The 16,322-nt window shown below is 66.4% G+C and carries 16 protein-coding genes; 10 read left to right on the top strand and 6 right to left on the bottom strand.

What is annotated here, in order from left to right:
* Positions 1-810 carry a TRAP transporter small permease subunit gene (locus tag ACQY5K_RS16020; RefSeq protein WP_428117284.1) on the bottom strand — a complete coding sequence of 270 codons (810 nt, stop codon included), beginning with the start codon at positions 808-810 and terminating at the stop codon, positions 1-3.
* A 73-nt stretch (positions 811-883) separates the two neighbouring features.
* Between ACQY5K_RS16020 and ACQY5K_RS16025 the strand changes: the two genes are divergently transcribed.
* On the top strand, positions 884-1,879 hold the full coding sequence (locus tag ACQY5K_RS16025; protein WP_428117288.1) for a thioesterase family protein: 996 nt from the start codon (positions 884-886) through the stop codon (positions 1,877-1,879).
* On the opposite strand, the gene ACQY5K_RS16030 is transcribed toward ACQY5K_RS16025, so the two are convergent.
* Positions 1,876-2,721, bottom strand: a complete 846-nt coding sequence (locus ACQY5K_RS16030) for a response regulator (RefSeq protein ID WP_428117290.1) — start codon at positions 2,719-2,721, stop codon at positions 1,876-1,878. The two genes, ACQY5K_RS16025 and ACQY5K_RS16030, sit on opposite strands and share 4 nt — an antisense overlap.
* Positions 2,722-2,809: 88 nt before the next feature.
* The gene (locus tag ACQY5K_RS16035) at positions 2,810-3,613 is read right to left on the bottom strand and encodes a CoA transferase (protein WP_428117293.1); all 804 of its coding nucleotides are present in this window, start codon (positions 3,611-3,613) and stop codon (positions 2,810-2,812) included.
* 136 nt (positions 3,614-3,749) lie between these two features.
* Here ACQY5K_RS16035 and ACQY5K_RS16040 point away from each other — a divergent pair, with 136 nt between their 5' ends.
* Positions 3,750-4,586, top strand: coding sequence for an SDR family oxidoreductase (locus ACQY5K_RS16040; protein ID WP_428117295.1), 837 nt, complete (start codon positions 3,750-3,752; stop codon positions 4,584-4,586).
* Here ACQY5K_RS16040 and ACQY5K_RS16045 read toward each other — a convergent pair.
* The 3 genes from ACQY5K_RS16045 to ACQY5K_RS16055 are packed head-to-tail and all read right to left on the bottom strand — an operon-like array spanning position 4,533 to position 7,452.
* Entirely contained in the window at positions 4,533-5,198 is a 666-nt protein-coding gene (locus ACQY5K_RS16045) for a class I SAM-dependent methyltransferase (protein ID WP_428117298.1), read from the bottom strand. The two genes, ACQY5K_RS16040 and ACQY5K_RS16045, sit on opposite strands and share 54 nt — an antisense overlap.
* 8 nt (positions 5,199-5,206) lie before the next feature.
* The gene (locus ACQY5K_RS16050) at positions 5,207-6,511 is read right to left on the bottom strand and encodes a branched-chain amino acid ABC transporter permease (protein WP_428117300.1); all 1,305 of its coding nucleotides are present in this window, start codon (positions 6,509-6,511) and stop codon (positions 5,207-5,209) included.
* On the bottom strand, positions 6,508-7,452 hold the full coding sequence (locus ACQY5K_RS16055; protein ID WP_428117303.1) for a branched-chain amino acid ABC transporter permease: 945 nt from the start codon (positions 7,450-7,452) through the stop codon (positions 6,508-6,510). The genes ACQY5K_RS16050 and ACQY5K_RS16055 overlap by 4 nt, the downstream gene beginning before the upstream one ends.
* Positions 7,453-7,539: 87 nt before the next feature.
* On the opposite strand from ACQY5K_RS16055, the gene ACQY5K_RS16060 reads away from it, so the two are divergent.
* The 8 genes from ACQY5K_RS16060 (at position 7,540) to ACQY5K_RS16095 (ending at position 16,304) form a co-directional block, all read left to right on the top strand.
* Positions 7,540-8,853: an amidohydrolase family protein gene (locus tag ACQY5K_RS16060; protein WP_428117305.1), complete on the top strand. Its 1,314-nt coding sequence runs from the start codon at positions 7,540-7,542 to the stop codon at positions 8,851-8,853.
* Between the two features lie 5 nt (positions 8,854-8,858).
* Complete coding sequence (locus ACQY5K_RS16065) at positions 8,859-9,638, top strand: S-methyl-5'-thioinosine phosphorylase (RefSeq protein WP_428117308.1); 780 nt, start codon at positions 8,859-8,861, stop codon at positions 9,636-9,638.
* An 84-nt stretch (positions 9,639-9,722) separates the two neighbouring features.
* Positions 9,723-10,085 (top strand): ArsR/SmtB family transcription factor, encoded by a 363-nt coding sequence (locus ACQY5K_RS16070; protein WP_428117310.1) that lies wholly within the window; start codon positions 9,723-9,725, stop codon positions 10,083-10,085.
* 10 nt (positions 10,086-10,095) lie between these two features.
* Entirely contained in the window at positions 10,096-11,535 is a 1,440-nt protein-coding gene (locus tag ACQY5K_RS16075) for an ABC transporter substrate-binding protein (RefSeq protein WP_428117313.1), read from the top strand.
* A 132-nt stretch (positions 11,536-11,667) separates the two neighbouring features.
* The gene (locus tag ACQY5K_RS16080) at positions 11,668-12,999 is read left to right on the top strand and encodes a substrate-binding protein (RefSeq protein WP_428117315.1); all 1,332 of its coding nucleotides are present in this window, start codon (positions 11,668-11,670) and stop codon (positions 12,997-12,999) included.
* 16 nt (positions 13,000-13,015) lie between these two features.
* The gene (locus ACQY5K_RS16085; protein WP_428117318.1) at positions 13,016-13,870 is read left to right on the top strand and encodes a branched-chain amino acid ABC transporter permease; all 855 of its coding nucleotides are present in this window, start codon (positions 13,016-13,018) and stop codon (positions 13,868-13,870) included.
* A complete protein-coding gene (locus ACQY5K_RS16090) occupies positions 13,867-15,618 on the top strand; it encodes an ABC transporter permease subunit (protein ID WP_428117320.1) in 1,752 nt (583 codons plus the stop codon). Before ACQY5K_RS16085 ends, ACQY5K_RS16090 begins: the two co-directional genes overlap by 4 nt.
* On the top strand, positions 15,618-16,304 hold the full coding sequence (locus ACQY5K_RS16095; RefSeq protein WP_428117322.1) for an ABC transporter ATP-binding protein: 687 nt from the start codon (positions 15,618-15,620) through the stop codon (positions 16,302-16,304). Before ACQY5K_RS16090 ends, ACQY5K_RS16095 begins: the two co-directional genes overlap by 1 nt.
* The last annotated feature ends 18 nt before the right edge of the window (positions 16,305-16,322 follow it).

Consider the following 16,322-nt stretch of genomic DNA (forward strand, 5'->3'; position numbering starts at 1 on the left):
CTATTCGACTCGCAGAGGTGTTTCCAGCTCGACAATCTTGCCGCGCTTGTCGTCACCGATCATTACGAAGCCGGTCTTGATGACCTCGGCCAGAATCTGCATGCCAAAGAGCGCGAATGCGACGAGGAGCATCACCTTGATCGGCCCGACCGGCAGGCCGCCCGCGTCGACCGCGTCCTCCCAGGTCTCCCAGACACGCCAGCCGCTTGGCCAATCGCCGTTGAATCGGCGGCCCAGAGAGGTGGCCGCGTAGCCCTTGAGGATGCGGATTGCCATCACGACGAACGGCAGCAGCAACGCTGAGTGGATCACGAAATCGAGCGTCGCCTTGCGCTTGTTGCTGAAGTTCGCCCACCAGAAGTCGATGCGCGGGTTCACGCCTTCGCGGACGCCGTAGTTCATGCCGAGCAGGAACATCAAGCCGAATGACTGCCACGCCAGGCTCGTTGTCTCGCCGAAGAGAATGTCAGTCGCCACGAGGTCGTTGCCGTAGCGAGTGATGACGTTGAACAGCTGCAGGAAGAAGACCAGCCACGCGAGGATCCACGCCAATGTCTTGGTGCCCGAAGCGACCGATTCGATTCCGCGGCGCAAACGGTCGAGGCCGTTGTGCCACAAGCTTGCGGCGGCGGCGCCGATGAGCACCAGCCAGTTCCACCAGGCGAGATTGCCCACCCAGTACTCGGTGTACCAGAAGAGTCGCCCTGCGACGGCGAGCAGAATGGTGGCAGCAGCGACCCAACCAAGCGGGTGAACGCGGGTGAGCAGCGACCTCCGCGCAGGCGGGGAAACCACAGCGGAATCTGTCACGGCCCCCCTCTCCGACGTGCGCTGCCGGCTTCCCAAGCCGGCGAGTCACCATCCTGCCACCTAGCTTGTCGCCGTGTTGAACACTGCATCCGGATCCGCTCACCCGCAGCACGGCAGCTCCGATGCTTCAGGCGACTCGCTCCGACCAGCGGAAATGCCACCGGCGCTGTTCGTTCCGGTGCCCGGCGGAGTGCGCGCGACTGAGCTGACGCGCGGTCCGTGGGCCAATCAGGTGATGCACGGCGGGGCAATCTGCGGGCTGCTCGGCTGGGCGGTCGAAACCGAACTGCGGCGGCTCGGCAGCACCAGCCAGATCTGCAGTCGTCTCACCGTCGAGATTCTCTCGGGCATGCCGATGGCGCAGTACGCGGTGACGGCGCGCGCAGTGAAGCCGGGACGGCGCACCTCGGTGATCGAGGCAGAGCTGCGCGCTGTCGAGGCCCCCTCATCAGCAACCGAACCTCTCACAGGTGGTCGTCTGGTTGCGCGCGCCTCATCGCAGTGGCTCGCCCCCACGGTTCCCCTCACCGCCGCCGACGCTCACGAGACGTCGAGTGACGGCGCAGTGTTGCCGCCGATCCCGCTCGAACGCGCCGATCCGGGCGCGCACTCTGAGATCGAGTACCCGAGACCAGGCTTCAACGCAGATGGCGTCGATATTCGATTCGTCGACGGGTCAACGGAAGAACCCGGGCGCGGTCTGACATGGATCCGACTCGACCACGAGCTGATGGCCGGCGAGACGACTACACCGTTTGGCCGTATCGCGACCCTGTGCGATCTCGGCGCAGCCGTCGGCTGGGACTACTCGCCCAGCGGCGGCGCGTACATCAACACCGACGTCACACTGCAGCTGCTGCGCGAACCGGTCGGAGAGTGGATCCTGTTCGACTCCGCAACCGACCCCGCCCCCCACGGCCTCGCCTGCTGCCGTTCGGAGATTGCCGACCAGCAGGGCCTGCTGGGCTGGGTCTTGCAGAGCCAAGTCGAAGCACCGCCCGAGATGGGATTCCCCGGCGGGATGAACGTCGCAGTGGCGGCCCGGGAAGCCGCAGCAAGTGCCGGCTAGCCCGCGACCTCAGCCAGCAGATCGTCGATGACGTGGGCCATCTGGCTGTAGTCGGGGCGCTTCATCACGAACGCATCGGCGCCGAGGTCGTAGGCGCGGGCACGGTCTTCGGCGGCTTCGTCGGTGGTGAGCGCCACCATCATGACCTTGTCGAATTCTTCGCTGCCGCGAATTTCCGCGAGCAGATCGAAGCCGCTTACCACCGGCAGCTTCAGGTCGAACAGCACCAAATCGACCTCGGATGACCCGACCGTTCGCATGAACGCCAGCGCATTTGCGCCGTCGTGCGCCACCCGCACCTGGTTGCGCGTGCCGGCCTCGGCGAGCGCAAGCGTCAGCACATCAACGTCGTGCGCGTTCTCCTCAGCCAGCAGCACATGAACAGTGTCATCGGGACGGTGCAGCACCGAGGGCTCGAATGAGCCGGATCGCTCGACCGTCTGCGGCTCTGCCTGAATGAGCTCGACGGGCACGCCGAAGCGGCGGTGCAACCGATGCGGCAAGTCCAAGTGCAGCCATCGGCTGGCCCCGGCAGGCAACGTGCTCAAGATGATGAGGTCGGGACTGAGCCGGTCGATAGCGAGGTTGACGGCGACGACAGGGTGCGCGGGACCGACTTCGCCTGTGACCCTGGCGCCGATGTCGTCGAGCGACTCGAAGGCCTGGCTCAGGCGCCGACGCGCGCCCGCGAGCGCTCGTCCCGGATCGGGGCCGTTGGCACCGGTCGCGGGCACGACGATGTGAAAGCGGGTGTCAGGGTCCACCGCCAAGATGTGCTCGACCCGCTCATGCAGGTGAGACCCGATGAGGGTCTGGTTTGCCACGATGAGCACATGTCGCATCTCGGGCACCTCCTTGGGGTGAACCTCGGTATCCGAACTTAGTGAGCCTTCAGCAGGACCGGCAAGCGGCTGCGTTCCCCCGACCGATCTAGTCGCCCGGATTGTCGCGGACCGCGCCGTGCGCCAACAGGGCGTCGATCTCGCTGTCGGACATGCCTGCGGCCGCCAGCACTTCGCGGGTGTGGTCGCCCAGCTTGGGAGATGGCCCACGCGGACCGACGTCGGCGGTTGCGAACCGCATCGGGATCCCGACGCTGCGGTGGTCGCCGATGTCAGGGCTCGAAAGGGTGGGGAACAGGCCGAGCGCCTCGTCGATGCCGGCGACGATCTCTGGCATGTGGGCGAACCGGCAACGTATGTCGGCAAACCGCTCGTCTCCGAGCCAGTCGAGGCGCTTGATGACCCGGCACAGCAGCGGCCACGCACTGTCCTGGGGCATGTTGAGCACTACCCATTTGCCGTCCCCGCAGGGGTAGCGATTGGCGGTCGAAATGATCATGTTCTCCCGGGCGCGCTGGCGCAGCGGCGCCTTGTCCATCGCGGTGACCGTTGCAGCGTCAAGGCCAAAGCGCTCCTGACGGTGAATGAGCAGGTTGCACATGAACACGTCTGCGTCGGCGATCAGGCGATGGACCACGTCGCGCCCCACAGGCGAGCCCAAGTCCACTGCGATGGAGCGCTTGCCACGGTTGTCCACGTCGAACTGGAAGTCGTAGTCCTTGATCTCGGGCGGCAGCTTGGCGGGACGGCTGAAACCCCTTGCGGGATCGCCGTCGAGCGGTTCCACCTTGATGACGTCCGCGCCGAGGTCCGCCAGGATGGCCCTCGCTGACGGCGTGGCCATCCAGCTGTCCACCTCGATCACCTTCACATCGTCCAGCGGTGCTGCCACGGTTCCCTCCTCGACCCACACTCGGGCCCCAACAGCCTGACACCGCCGGGCCGTTCGCGCGGCGGGCCCACGGGGCCTGACGGAGGGGCTTGTCGACTCCGGGCGGCTCGGGCATCGGGGATTACGCTGCAGGGCCATGGATCTAGCAGGCAAAGTTGCGGTCGTCACTGGTGGAGCGAGCGGGATCGGCGAGGCGCTTGTCGAGCGATTTCACGCCGAAGGAGCGCGAGCACTTGTCGTGGTCGACCGGGACGAAGCGGGTGCGGCGACCGTGGCCGACAAGGTCGGCGGTACCGCCGTCGGGCTCGACGTCACCGACGAGGAGGCCATAAAGGCAGTTGTCGCGGACACCGTGGCTGCCCATGGTGCCCTTGACGTGTTTGTCTCGAACGCCGGCTACGTGACCCAGGGCGGGCTCGAAGTCGCCAACGACGAGATCCAGCGCATGTGGGAAGTCCACGTCATGTCGCACGTGTACGCGGCCCGGGCAGCCGTTCCCGTCATGGTGGGCAACGGCGGCGGCTACCTGCTGAACACTGCGTCGGCGGCGGGGCTGCTCACGCAGCTCGGCTCGCTGCAGTACGCCGTCACCAAGGCCGCTGCGGTGTCACTGGGCGAGTTCTTGTCGATCACCTATGGCGACAAGGGCATCGTGGTGTCGATGCTGTGCCCGCAGGCCGTCGAGACGAACATCTTGGCCAACAGTCCCGACCGCACGGGCAACGGGGACGGCGAACGCGGCACGCCAGGCGCAGCAGCGGGCGACGGCGTCTTGGCGCCATCCGAGCTGGCCCACACCGTCATCGAAGCAATGGCCGAAGAACGCTTCTTGGTGCTGCCGCATCCCGAGGTGCAGACCTACCGCGAGCGCAAGACCTCCGACATCGACCGGTGGCTGTCAGGCATGAGGCGCTTCCAGTCACGCCTGTTCGCCGACTCCGCCGCGACGCCAGCGGACTGGCTGCTCAGCTGAGCCCGTTGCGCCAGGCCGGCGCGCCACGAGGCGCGCTTCGTGGCGGCCGCCGAACCAGTCCTCGGCGAAACTGATCGGCTCCAGTCCCTCGCACAGGCCCGGAAGCTCGCCCCGCTCGACGAGGTATCGACGGCCTGGGCGCGGATTTCGCTGCAGATTGTCGACGGTTGCGACAACCACGAAGGCGATGCCGCCGGGCACCAGATAGCTCGCCAGCTCCGCCAGCAATGGCGGGTGGAAAAAGTTCGAGCACACCAGCGCGTGCCACCCGTCGCCCGAATGTGTCGACGGGACGCCCCCGGCCAGTTCGGACCGAACGGGCGGGGGATCGGTTTCGAGATCTGCCCGGACGGTGTGGAGCCGAATGTGACGCCCGGCGGCGGCGCGGTTGGCGATCCCGAGTGCCCGGCCGGAAATGTCGACGAGCGTCGTGGAGATGCCACGCTCGGCGAGCCACAGCGCAGTGCCTCCGGTGCCGCCCGCCAGATCCAGTGCCGTCCCGCAGTCCGCAAGCAATTCGAAATGAGCGGTCACAAGCTCGGAGGGCCGGCCGGGCTCGCTGACGTCGGCGTAGGCAGCGTCCCAACGCTGCGCGGCTGTGGCGTCGTCCATCCCGCAGGTCAGTCGCTGGCTCGAAGGCCTCGTGACCGGTAGCTGCGCACGTAGGCAGCCACCAGCAACAGCACCGCATAGAAGAAGTACTCCGATTTGACGAGACCACTCCAGCCGCCTTCGGTCACCCAGCCTTCGCGATCGACGAGCCATACAGGCAGCAGCACCAGGACTGCCGACGCTGGCACGGTTCGCAGCAGACCGCTGCCGCGGATGGCGGTGCTTGCGAACGCGATGGTCAGCGCGAACAGCTTGATCGACAGTTCTTCAGGGTATTGGGCCTGGTCGGTGAAATTGACGGGCACGACGAGCAATCCTCCGGCCATCCCGGCAAGCCCGCTGCTGAGGGCGACACCGGCCAGCCGCAGTCGGTACACCGAGACGCCGAACGCGGCGGCTGCGGTCGGTTCGTCGCGGGTTGCGACAATGGCGCGCCCGAACGGGCCCGACAGCAAGCGATGCAGCAGCCACATCGCGACGACCACCCAGATCACGACGTACCAGAACTCCCACACATGCTCGTCACGTGCGTCCACACCTGTCCAGGCGGGTGGAAGGAACTCGGCGTCGAGCGTCACGGGCAGTGGTCCGTCGATCTGGCGCAGCACGATCGGGAACGCGACGGCGGCCGACAGCGTCAGCAGCGCCAGGTAGGCCTTCGGCAGTCGAAGCGCTGGTACGGCCAGCAGCGCGCCGACAGCGCATCCGGCCACGAATCCGAAGAATGGCATGAGCGACGGTGGGAGGCCGAAGTCGTTGACCGCGTGCAGTGCCGCCACCGCGCCGCAGCCAGTCAGCGCGCCATGGCCGATCGACAGCAGCCCCAGACGATGGGTCAGCAGCCACAATCCGGCGAACGTCAGCGTGTACGCGGCGAGTTCTGTCACGTCGGTGACGAAGATCGGGGTTGCCAGCGTCGGCGTGGCTATTGCGAGCGTCGCTAGCGCCGCTAGCGACAGCCAGGTCAGAGTTCGTCGCGCCGTTCGCGGAAGGCGGCCGCCGAGAGCCCGCTGGGCCGTTGTTGGCTCATCGTGTCGAACGGCGGTGGGCGTGGGCGTGGCGCCCTCAGGGGCTTCGTGTTCGTCCGGTACCGATTCGGGGGATCTTGTACTGAGCGGCGGTGCGTCAAACGTGATCAGGGGATCTTGTGGGGTCGCTTCAGGCAGCGGTCCTGTGAGGCCAGGAATCGTGTGACTCGAGGGCCCGATGTCGAGATCGACAACCTGTTCGATGCGGAACACCAGAGGTTCTTCGCCGTGCGAGGGGGTGTCCGGCTCGTCGCCGAGGTCGGGGCCGCTGTCGAACTCGCTCATGTTCTCAGCCCGGTCCGGGGCGATCGTCGGCGCACTAGTCCGTTCGGACGAACGGCGAGCACGACAATCAGCACGGCCAGAGCCCACACGAGCGTGACCTGGCTGTCGATGAAGCCGACGTAGCCGGCCATCATGGTCTCGGCGAATGCAAACAGGTAGCCGCCGACGAGCGCCAGGCCTGGGCTCCGCAGGCCGCCCAGCGTGGCGGCGGCCAGTCCGAAGATCAGCAGCCGATCCATCATGGGCGGCCGAACGTTGATCACTCCGGCGACGAGGCCGCCGGCGACGGCGCCGAGACCGCCGGCGACGGCCCAGCCCACCATGACGATGCGCTCGACACGGATGCCAACGAGGGTCGCGCTGTCACGGTTCGACGTGATCGCCCGAAATGCCATGCCGATCTTCGTGGAGCGCTGGACAAGCGCGAGCAGCCCCAGCACAGCGAGCAGCGTCACCGTCAAGCCCACGGTGTCGAACCACAGCCGCGCACCGGCGATGTCGAAGCGGTCGGTGTGCTCCTGGGGGAACGGCGATCCCAAGAATCTGGTCCGGCCGCCGAAGTGCTTGGCGACGAATACAGCGACGAGCAGGTACAGCCCCAACGTCGCCCCGATCGTCGGCACCGGATCGCCGTGCATCGGGCGGATCACAGTGACCTCGAGCAGCGCGCCGAGGGCCGCTGACACCGCTACTGCTCCGACGACGGCCGCCCAGATGGGCCACGGCGTAGCGAACGGTGCCAGCCAGCCGGAGAAGGCGACCGCCGGATCAGGTCCAGCGGCGAACACGACGGCGATATAGGCCGACAGCATGGCCAGCTTGCCCTGCGCAAGGTTCAGCACGCCGGTCGATCGAAACACCATCGAGATCGCGACTGCCAACGCCGCGTAAGCGGAGCCGTTGGCGAACGAGTCGAACACCCGCTGTGCGAACAGAGCCACGGCTGCCGATTCTGGCACGAGACCGTCTGATGTCGAGATATCAGCTGCGGCTGCAAAGATGGGGGTGTGCAGAACAGATTCGATGGCGTGAGGTACCGCGCCGACGTGGTGATGGCGTGCGACGACGCCTTTTCAGTGACCTCCCAAGGTGCAGTGGACGTCGGCGCCGATGGGCGCATCGCCTGGGTCGGCGCGGCCGCCGATGCGCCCGTGACCGATGCGCCGGTGATCAATCTGGGCGGCCTGCTGATGCCGGGGCTCATCAACACACACGCGCACACGCCGATGACGCTGGTGCGAGGCGCCGGCGACGGCCTGCCGTTGATGGCGTGGCTGACCGACGTGATGTGGCCCCGCGAGGCCAAGCTGCGGCCCGACGACGTGTGGTGGGGAATGGCGCTGGGTTCGGTCGAGATGCTGCGCTCGGGCGTGACCACGACGTGCGAGATGTATGCCTACGAGCAGGCCGTCACCGATGCGGCCCGCGAGGCCGGCATCCGGCTGGTCATGTGCCCGGGCGTGATGTCGGTGGTACACGCCGATGAAGCGGGCGGCGTGGCCGGTCGCATCAACGACATCGCCCGCTTTCACGCTGCCGAACACGATCCCGATGGCCGCGTCACGGTCGGGTTTTCCCCGCACTCGGCGTACGACCTGGGCGTGGAGGCCTGCGCCGAGATCGCAGTTGCCGCCCGCGAGCGGGACGCGCTGTTGCACACTCATCTGGCCGAGACGCGCACCGAGGGCGATGAACTGTCCGCCGCTCACGGCGGTGCCAGCGTGCCGCAGCTCCTGGCTGATGCCGGCGTGCTGGAGGGCAGGGTGCTGGCAGCGCACAGCGTCTGGCTCGACGACGCCGACCTGGACATCTACAAGTCGACCGGCGTGGCCGTGGCGCACTGCCCTGTCAGCAACATGAAGCTGGGCTCGGGGGCGGCGCGGGTGCCCGAGATGCTCGAACGAGGCATCACGGTCTCGCTCGCCACCGACGGGCCGGGTTCCAACGACGACCTGGATCTGTGGGAGGAGGTCAAGATCGCCTCGCTGCTGGCACGGGTTACCTCGTTGGATCCCACCGTCATGGGAGCACAGCAGGTGATCTCGATGGCGACTCGCAGCGGCGCCGAGGCGCTGGGCCTGCACACCGGAGTGCTGGAACCGGGCCGCTGGGCCGACATGATCCGGCTGGACATCGACGATGTGGCGTTCGTGCCGGTGACCTCGCCGCAAGAGCTGATTGCGCATGTGGCGTGGTCCGGTTCCAGCCGCCACGTCACCGATGTCTGGGTGGGCGGCGAGCGTGTGGTTGCCGGGCGGATCTGCTTGACCGTCGACGAGGCACGCACCCGTTTCGAGGTGCAGCATCGAGCGCAGCGGCTAGCGCAAGAGTCAGGGACGTAAGCGCCATGAGCACGACCGGCGACACCGGCACCGCCAGCGAAGCAGCCCCCGAGCGTCCCCCGGTAGGGATCATCGCCGGGACGGGCTTCTACGAGCTGCCTGGCCTGACCGAAGCCGAGCATCGCATGGTGCAGACCGACTGGGGCGACGCCTTCGCGATGACCGGCCGGTGGCATGGACGGCGCATTGTGTTCGTGCCCCGTCATGGCGGTGACCACTCGATCCCGCCGTCCGCGATCAATTACCGGGCCAACATCGCTGCAATGCGCGACCTGGGCGCCACAGCTATCTTGGCCGTGGGTGTGGTGGGCTCGATGGTGCCCGAGCGCGGCACCGGATCGTTCCTGCTGCTCGACGACTACCTGGAGTTCACCACCGGCCGGGCCGGGACGTTTTTTGACCAGCCGGGCCAGGTCGTGCACACCGACATGACCACCCCGTACGACCCGGCGCTGCGCGCTGCGCTGGCAGCCGCGGCGCAGGCCGAGGGCATCGACGTGGCACCGAGCGCCACCTATGTCTGCACGAATGGACCGCGCTTCGAGACGCCCGCCGAGATCCGCATGTATGCCCAGATGGGCGGGAGCGTCGTGGGCATGACCGGTTACCCCGAAGTGGCGCTCGCCCGAGAGGCCGGCATCCCGTACGCCGCTGTGGCGGTCGTGGCCAACATGGCCGCAGGCATGTTTGACGGCGAGATCTCCCATGAAGAGGTGTCGGCTGCGCTTGAAGCCACCAAGGACCCGCTGTACGCCCTGCTGGGTCGCACGGTCTCAATGATCTAGCCATCCGACCGCGCCGGGTGGCTGGTATCCACCGGTGTGGCAGCATATGTGCATAGGTATTGACAAACCGATACGGGCGCGCACATGACCGATCCCATCAGCGATGCCACGTTTTCCGCCTTGGCGGACCAGACGCGCCGGACCATTCTCGGCCTGATCGGTGAACATGACGAACTCACCGTGGGGGAGATCGCCTCACGCTTCGATGGCGTCGGCCGCACCGCCGTCTCCTCGCACCTGCGGATCCTGCGTCTCGCGGGCCTGATCACCGAACGTCGCGACGGCCGCTACCGGCATTACTCGCTGACATCGACCCCCGCCGACACGGTCGTGGCCTTCCTTGCCTCGGTGTATCAGAACTCGCTGGAACAACTTGAAGCAGCCATCACAGAAGCGGTGGCGGCCGCCGGCAACACGGTCCAGCGAGAAGACGAGCTGGGCGCCTAGCTGTGCAGCCATGGCTGAACTCGTTCTGAGCAGCGAGTCGCGGCTGCAAGCGTGCCCCAGCGACTTGTTCGCCCTGTTCGGGACCGGCGACCCGTCTCTGGGTTGGTTGTTCGGATCGGAGGCCGAGGCGCTCAGGCCCGGCGCGCTGGTGCGTCTCAGCCTCCCCATCGGGGACCTGACGCGTGCACCTGGAACGGCGCGGATCCTGCGCTGCAAACCCGGGCGCCGGATCGATCTGGTGCACGAGTCACCTTGGGCTGGGCGCGTGGTGTGCCACCTCGATCCGCTCAGCGGCGGCGGCACCCGCCTGCGCATCCGCGTCACGATCGACGATCGCGAATTTCTGCGCCTCGGTGCCGACTTCGGACTCCTTTCCGACGCCGACGTTGACGCCTGGGGGGTTCCTCTCGGATTGCTCACGTCGTTGTCGGGAAGCGCTGGGATCCTCGGGCGCTCAACCGTGAACTGTGCACAGCTCGCAACCGACGAGATCAATGCCGACGGCGGGGTGATGGGCCGTGACGTGCGCCTCGTTGTCGCGGATGACGCCACCGATCCCGGCGTCGGCGCGATAGCGATGCGTCGCCTCTGCCGGGTGTCCGGCATGGCAGCCGTCGTCGGCATGCACTCTTCGGCCACCTACGCGGTCACCTCGCCGATGGCCATCGCCAACGGCATTCCCTACCTCTACACCCCGACCAGCGAGGCGACGGCCACGCATCCGCTCCTGATCCGCTTCGGTGAGCGACCGCAAGACCAGCTGCACTGTGCCCTGCCGCTGATGGCAAAGACGACGGGTGGAACCCGCTGGTTCCTGACCGGAAACGATTACTCGTGGCCACGGGCGATCGGCACTGCGGCACGGGAAGTCATCGAGCGCATGGGCGGCACGGTCACCGGCGAGGGCTACGTGCCGCTGGGCACCCAGGACTTCGCACCGGTGATATCTGCCATTGGTGAATGCGGCACTGACCACGTCGTGTCGAGCTTCGTCGGGCAGGACCACGTTCGCTTCGAGTGCGATTTCTCGGCATCTGGGTTGCGCGGGGCGACTCGCACGTTTGCCCCGCTGATGGATGATGCAGTCGTCGAGCACTTGGGCCCCTCAGGGGTGGGCATCTGGAATGCCCTTGGCTATTTCGTTGCCATGGACACCACCGAGAGCCATGCGTTCCTGCGCCGATACCAGGACTGCTTCGGTCAGTGCGCCCCACCCGTTTCCGCTGCAGCAGAAGGGGTGTACGAAGCCATCCACACGTGGGCCAGCGCGTGCCGGTCCGGTCGAGGCACCGAACCGAGCGCCCTGCTTGGAGGACTTCGCACGGCCGCTTTCCGCGGCCCGAGACGCTGCGGCCACGGCGGATCTCTGGAGTCGCTGTTGCTGGGGGAGGCGACGCCGTCGGGCATCAAGGTGCTGGACGAGCTTCCCGTCGCGACGTACTCCCGCTGACCGCATTTGCCTCTCGGTTGCAGAGTTCCGCGCTCAACGCTTGGCCAGCGACACGACAGACGGCACTTGACTCCGCCTTCCCCACAAGACAATATGTCAACAGATACTCACATATAGGGGGAGGGCCAAGTCATGGGAACGCCAGGGAGCCCATGGAAGCGGTCACTCGGGCAAACAGCGGTCATCTTGGTTGCTTTGTTCTCGATGATCGCCGCCGCATGCGGAACGAGCGACGACGAACCGGCGGCGGCGGAGCCGACAACGTCCGATGTCGTCGCCGCGCCGACTTCCGACGACGACACAGCCGATGAACCGGCGCCGGCGACGACCGAGGAGCCCGCGGCACCCGATGAGCCCCAAGCGCCATCAGGCGAGCCGGTGCGTATCGGGATCCTGTTCTCCAATAGCGGCCCGGCAGGCATCTTCGGTCCTCCGACGGCCAACATAGCGGAGCTCATCGAAGAGGACATCAATGCCGCCGGCGGCATCAATGGACGCCCTGTCGAGACATTCCTCGCGGACGACGCCACCGATCCAGCAATCGGTCGCCAGGCGATGGAGCGGCTCATCGAATCGGACGGGGTCGACGTCGTGCTCGGCACGCACTCCAGCGCCACACGTGAGGCGGCCAAACCGCTCGCTGAGGACGCCGGTGTGCTGTACATCTACGCGGCGCTGTACGAAGGCGGCGAGTGCTCGTCAGTGATGTTCAACACAGGTGAGGTTCCGAGCCAGCAGCTCGCGCCGGTCATCCCCTGGATGATGTCCGAGACGGGCGGCCGGACGTGGTTCCTGCTCGGCAACGACTACGTGTGGCCTCGGCGGAGCTTCGAGCTGGCACGCGAGTACATCGAGGCATCGGGCGGCGAGGTCGTGGGCGAGGAATACGTCCCGCTGGGAACGCAGGACTTCTCGTCGGTCGCTCAGCAGATTGCAGGCTCCGGTGCGGACCTGATCTTCCCGGCGCTCGTGGGCGGCGATGCGATCGCGTTCGAGACCCAGGCGGTGGACTTCGGCATCGGCCAGGACGCCATTCCGCGGTTGGCAAACATCTATGAGGAAAATGTCCTCGGTGCGATGGGGCCGTCGGTCACCGCTGGCATGCGCGTCACCATGGGCTACTTCAAAGAGGTGGACAATGCCGCAAACGCGGATTTTGTTCGCCGCTACTACGAGCGCTTCGGAGCCGCAGCGCCGCCGCATGCAACGTTCAGCTCCCACATCTACGACGCTGCCCTGCTCTATGCGGCAGCGGCGAATGCGGCAGGCTCGACTGACACCGCAGCGGTCGCCGCTGCACTCGAGGGCTTGACGCTCTCGACTCCGACTGGGGACATCAGCATCACTGACAGCCGTCACTTGGCACAGCCGATCTACGTGGCGGAGATCCAGTCCGACGGTTCCCAGCTGATAGTCAAATCGTTCCCGTCAGTCGAGCCGGACGAGACCTGCGATCCCTCGTAGCTGAGGCCGCGATCCGTTGGACGCGCTGACACTGGAACTGCTGAACGGTCTCAGCCTGTTCGCGACCCTCGCGATCGTCGCGCTCGGACTCGGCATCGTCTTCGGACTGATGGGCATCATCAATCTCGCACACGGCGAGTTCGTGATGATCGGCGCGTACGTCTCCTACGTCGTACACGCCAATGACCTCAATCACTGGGTGTCGGTACCGCTGGCCGCGGCCGTCCTGTTCGTGCTGGGCGCGTTGATCGAACTCGTGCTGATCCGTCGAATCCACCGTCAGCCAGAGATCACGATCCTGGCCACCTTCGGCCTGTCGGTGTGCCTTCGACAGGTCGCTGAACTGGTCTTCACCAAGGACTTCCGGGGAGTACCCAACCCGGTGCCCGGCGCGACACGGGCCTTCGGCGTTCTGTTTCCCACCTATCGCTACCTTCTGATGGGAATCGCCGTCGTTGTCGTGGTGGCGACGCTGATTGCGTTCACCAGGTCGCGCTTCGGTTTGACCGTCCGAGCCATCGTTGCCGATCGAGATCTTGCCGAGGCATCCGGTATTCGGACCGGCATCGCCAACTTTTGCGCGTTCGGCATCGGCGCAGCGACCGCGGGGATCGCGGGCGCTCTGGTTGCCCCACTCGGTGCGATCGAGCCTCAGGCGGGGCTGCCGTATCTGCCCGGAGCCTTTCTCGTCGTCATCGTCGGCGGGTTCAACAAGCTGTGGGGTGTCGTCGTCGGCGCACTGACCGTCGCCGCCGTGCAGACCGGCGTCATCCACTTCTATGACGCGGTGTGGGCCCAGATCGCGTCGCTGGTCCTCGCCGTCGGGGTGCTCCAGTTCCGGCGACCCTCCGTGGAGAAAGCGCCCACATGAGCCGCGCACTCACGGTCGGCGCAATTTCTGCCGTTGCCGCAGTAGCGATGAGCGCGGCGCTTGGCGGGTTTCGGGCTGGGCAGCTCTCGCTGTTTCTGATCTTCGCTGCGCTCGCGGTGAGCCTCGACTTCGTGTGGGGGTACACGGGCATTCTCTCGCTGGGTCAGCTGCTGCCCTTCGGCATCGCCGCCTATACGGCGGCGAAGATCTCCACTGCTGCGCCGTCACTGAGCGTGCCTGCGCTCATTGTGGCGGCCATCGTCGGCGCCGTCGTCGCCGCAGGAGTGGGCGTGGCGATGCTCCGGCGACGCCCGACGGCAGTCGTCGTGGGCCTGCTGACGTTGGTGTTGTCCCTGACCCTGGAGCAGATCGCCGAGCAGTGGCGGGAGCTCACCGGTGGATTCAACGGCTTGACGGGCGTCGGGCGCATCGGCGCCTTCGGCACCCAGCTCCCGGACGCGGCGCAGGACATTCTGGTCTCGGTGCTCGCACTGGGGGCCATCACCGTTGTCGGAGTCCTGGTCAGCCGCCCGCTCGGTGCGGTGCTCGTCGGTATTCGTTCCAACGAACTTCGCATGGAGGCACTCGGTTACGACACGGTCCAGATCAAGATCTGGGCATTCACCGTCGGCGGCGCAGTCGCCGGCTTTGCCGGTGCGCTGTATGTGCATCGCACGAGCTTCGTGTCGCCTCAGATCTTCGGGTTCGCCCTTGCGACCAATGTGGTGCTGTGGACCCTCGTCGGGGGTCGAGGCACCATCGTGGGACCGGTGATTGGCGCATTGGCGATCAACTTCGCCTCAGCGACGCTGGCTGACGTCTGGCTGCAGTACTGGACGTTCGCCACCGGCGTGATCTTCGTGGCTGTCGTCGTGGTGATGCCCAATGGTCTCGTCCCGAGCTTGCAGCGGCTGTTCCGCTTGCCGACAGGTCGCCGCCGCCAACCCCGACTGATCCCGGCCGGCAGTCATGCGTTCACGACGAGTTCGTCGGTGCGACGGGTGGCAATCTTCGAGGCGTCCAAAGTCGAGAAGAACTTCGGGTTCTTCCGATTGCTCGACGGCGTCACGCTCACCATGGATGAGCCTGAGCTTCGATGCCTGATCGGACCCAACGGCGCCGGTAAGTCCACGCTCCTGGACATCCTCGGCGGCCAGCAGGGCTGCCAAGCCGGAACCGTTGCGGTGCTCGGTCGAGAGTGCACCGGTCGTCGTCCGTGGGAGTTTGCGCGACACGGCGTAAGCCGCAAGTTCCAGTCGCCGCAGCTCATCGACAGCCTCTCTGTGGCCACCAACATCGCCATCGCGGCATGGGGGGCGCGTTCATCTCCGTGGAGCCTCATCCGTAGGAGTTGGAACGCTCACGTCCCGCAGCCGGCGCTGGAGATTCTGAAACGAACCGGGCTCGACGGACGGCTCGAGACGCTCGCCGGCCAGCTCTCCCATGGAGACAAACAGTGGCTCGAGATAGCGATGGCGGCGACGGGAGAGTGCCGGCTCTTGCTTCTGGACGAACCCACGGCGGGCATGACCGTTGCCGAGAGCCTCGACGCAGCCGCGCTGCTGCGGGAACTGCACAGCGAGTATCGACTGCCGATCGTGATCGTCGAACACGACATGGCGTTCATCCGAGCCGTTGCAGACCGCGTCACTGTGCTTGCGCGCGGGGCGGTGCTGGCGGACGGAACCGTCACCGAGGTCGAAAGCAACCCTGAGGTGCAGGCCATCTATTCCGGGGTCGGCAGTTGATGCGCCTAGAAGCAGAGGGTCTGCGTTCAGGGCACGGAAATGTGCCAGTCCTGCACGGCGTCAGCTTCGGTGTGGCGGGCGGCGAAATCGTGGCGCTCGTCGGTCGGAACGGAGCTGGCAAGACCACTCTGGTCAAGACGATTGTGGGTCTGCTGCGGGCAACCGGCGGGCGGCTGACGCTTGACGGCGCGGAGATCACCCGGCTGCCACCGTCGGGTCGCGTCCGAGCGGGCTTGAGAGCAGCGTTTCAGGAACGACCGCTGTTCAGCCAGCTCTCCGTCGGCGACAACCTGCGACTGAACGGATACTCACCGTCCAGTCACGAAGAGGTGCTCGCCATGTTCGGGGCGTCACTGGCTGGGCGTGCAGCTCAGCGAGCCGGGACCCTGTCCGGCGGTGAACAGAAAATGCTCGCATCGGCCTCAGTGCTCGCATCGACCGCGCCCCTTGTGGTGATGGACGAGCCGACTGAAGGCTTGCAGCCCTCCAACGTGGAGTTGCTCGGCGATCGTCTCGACGCGGCTCGGAACTCGGGTCGAGGAATACTGCTCGTCGAACAGCACCTGGCGCTTGCAACTCGCATAGCTGATCGATTCATCGTGCTCGAAAAGGGCGAGATCGTCGACAGCGGTTCAGCGCGCGATCCCACGCTCGCCGACCGACTGGCCCAGCACCTCGCAATCTGACAGCAAAGGACGACAGCC

Origin of the sequence: Candidatus Poriferisodalis sp. (genome assembly GCF_965262965.1) — a bacterium.
GTDB lineage: Bacteria > Actinomycetota > Acidimicrobiia > Acidimicrobiales > Poriferisodalaceae > Poriferisodalis.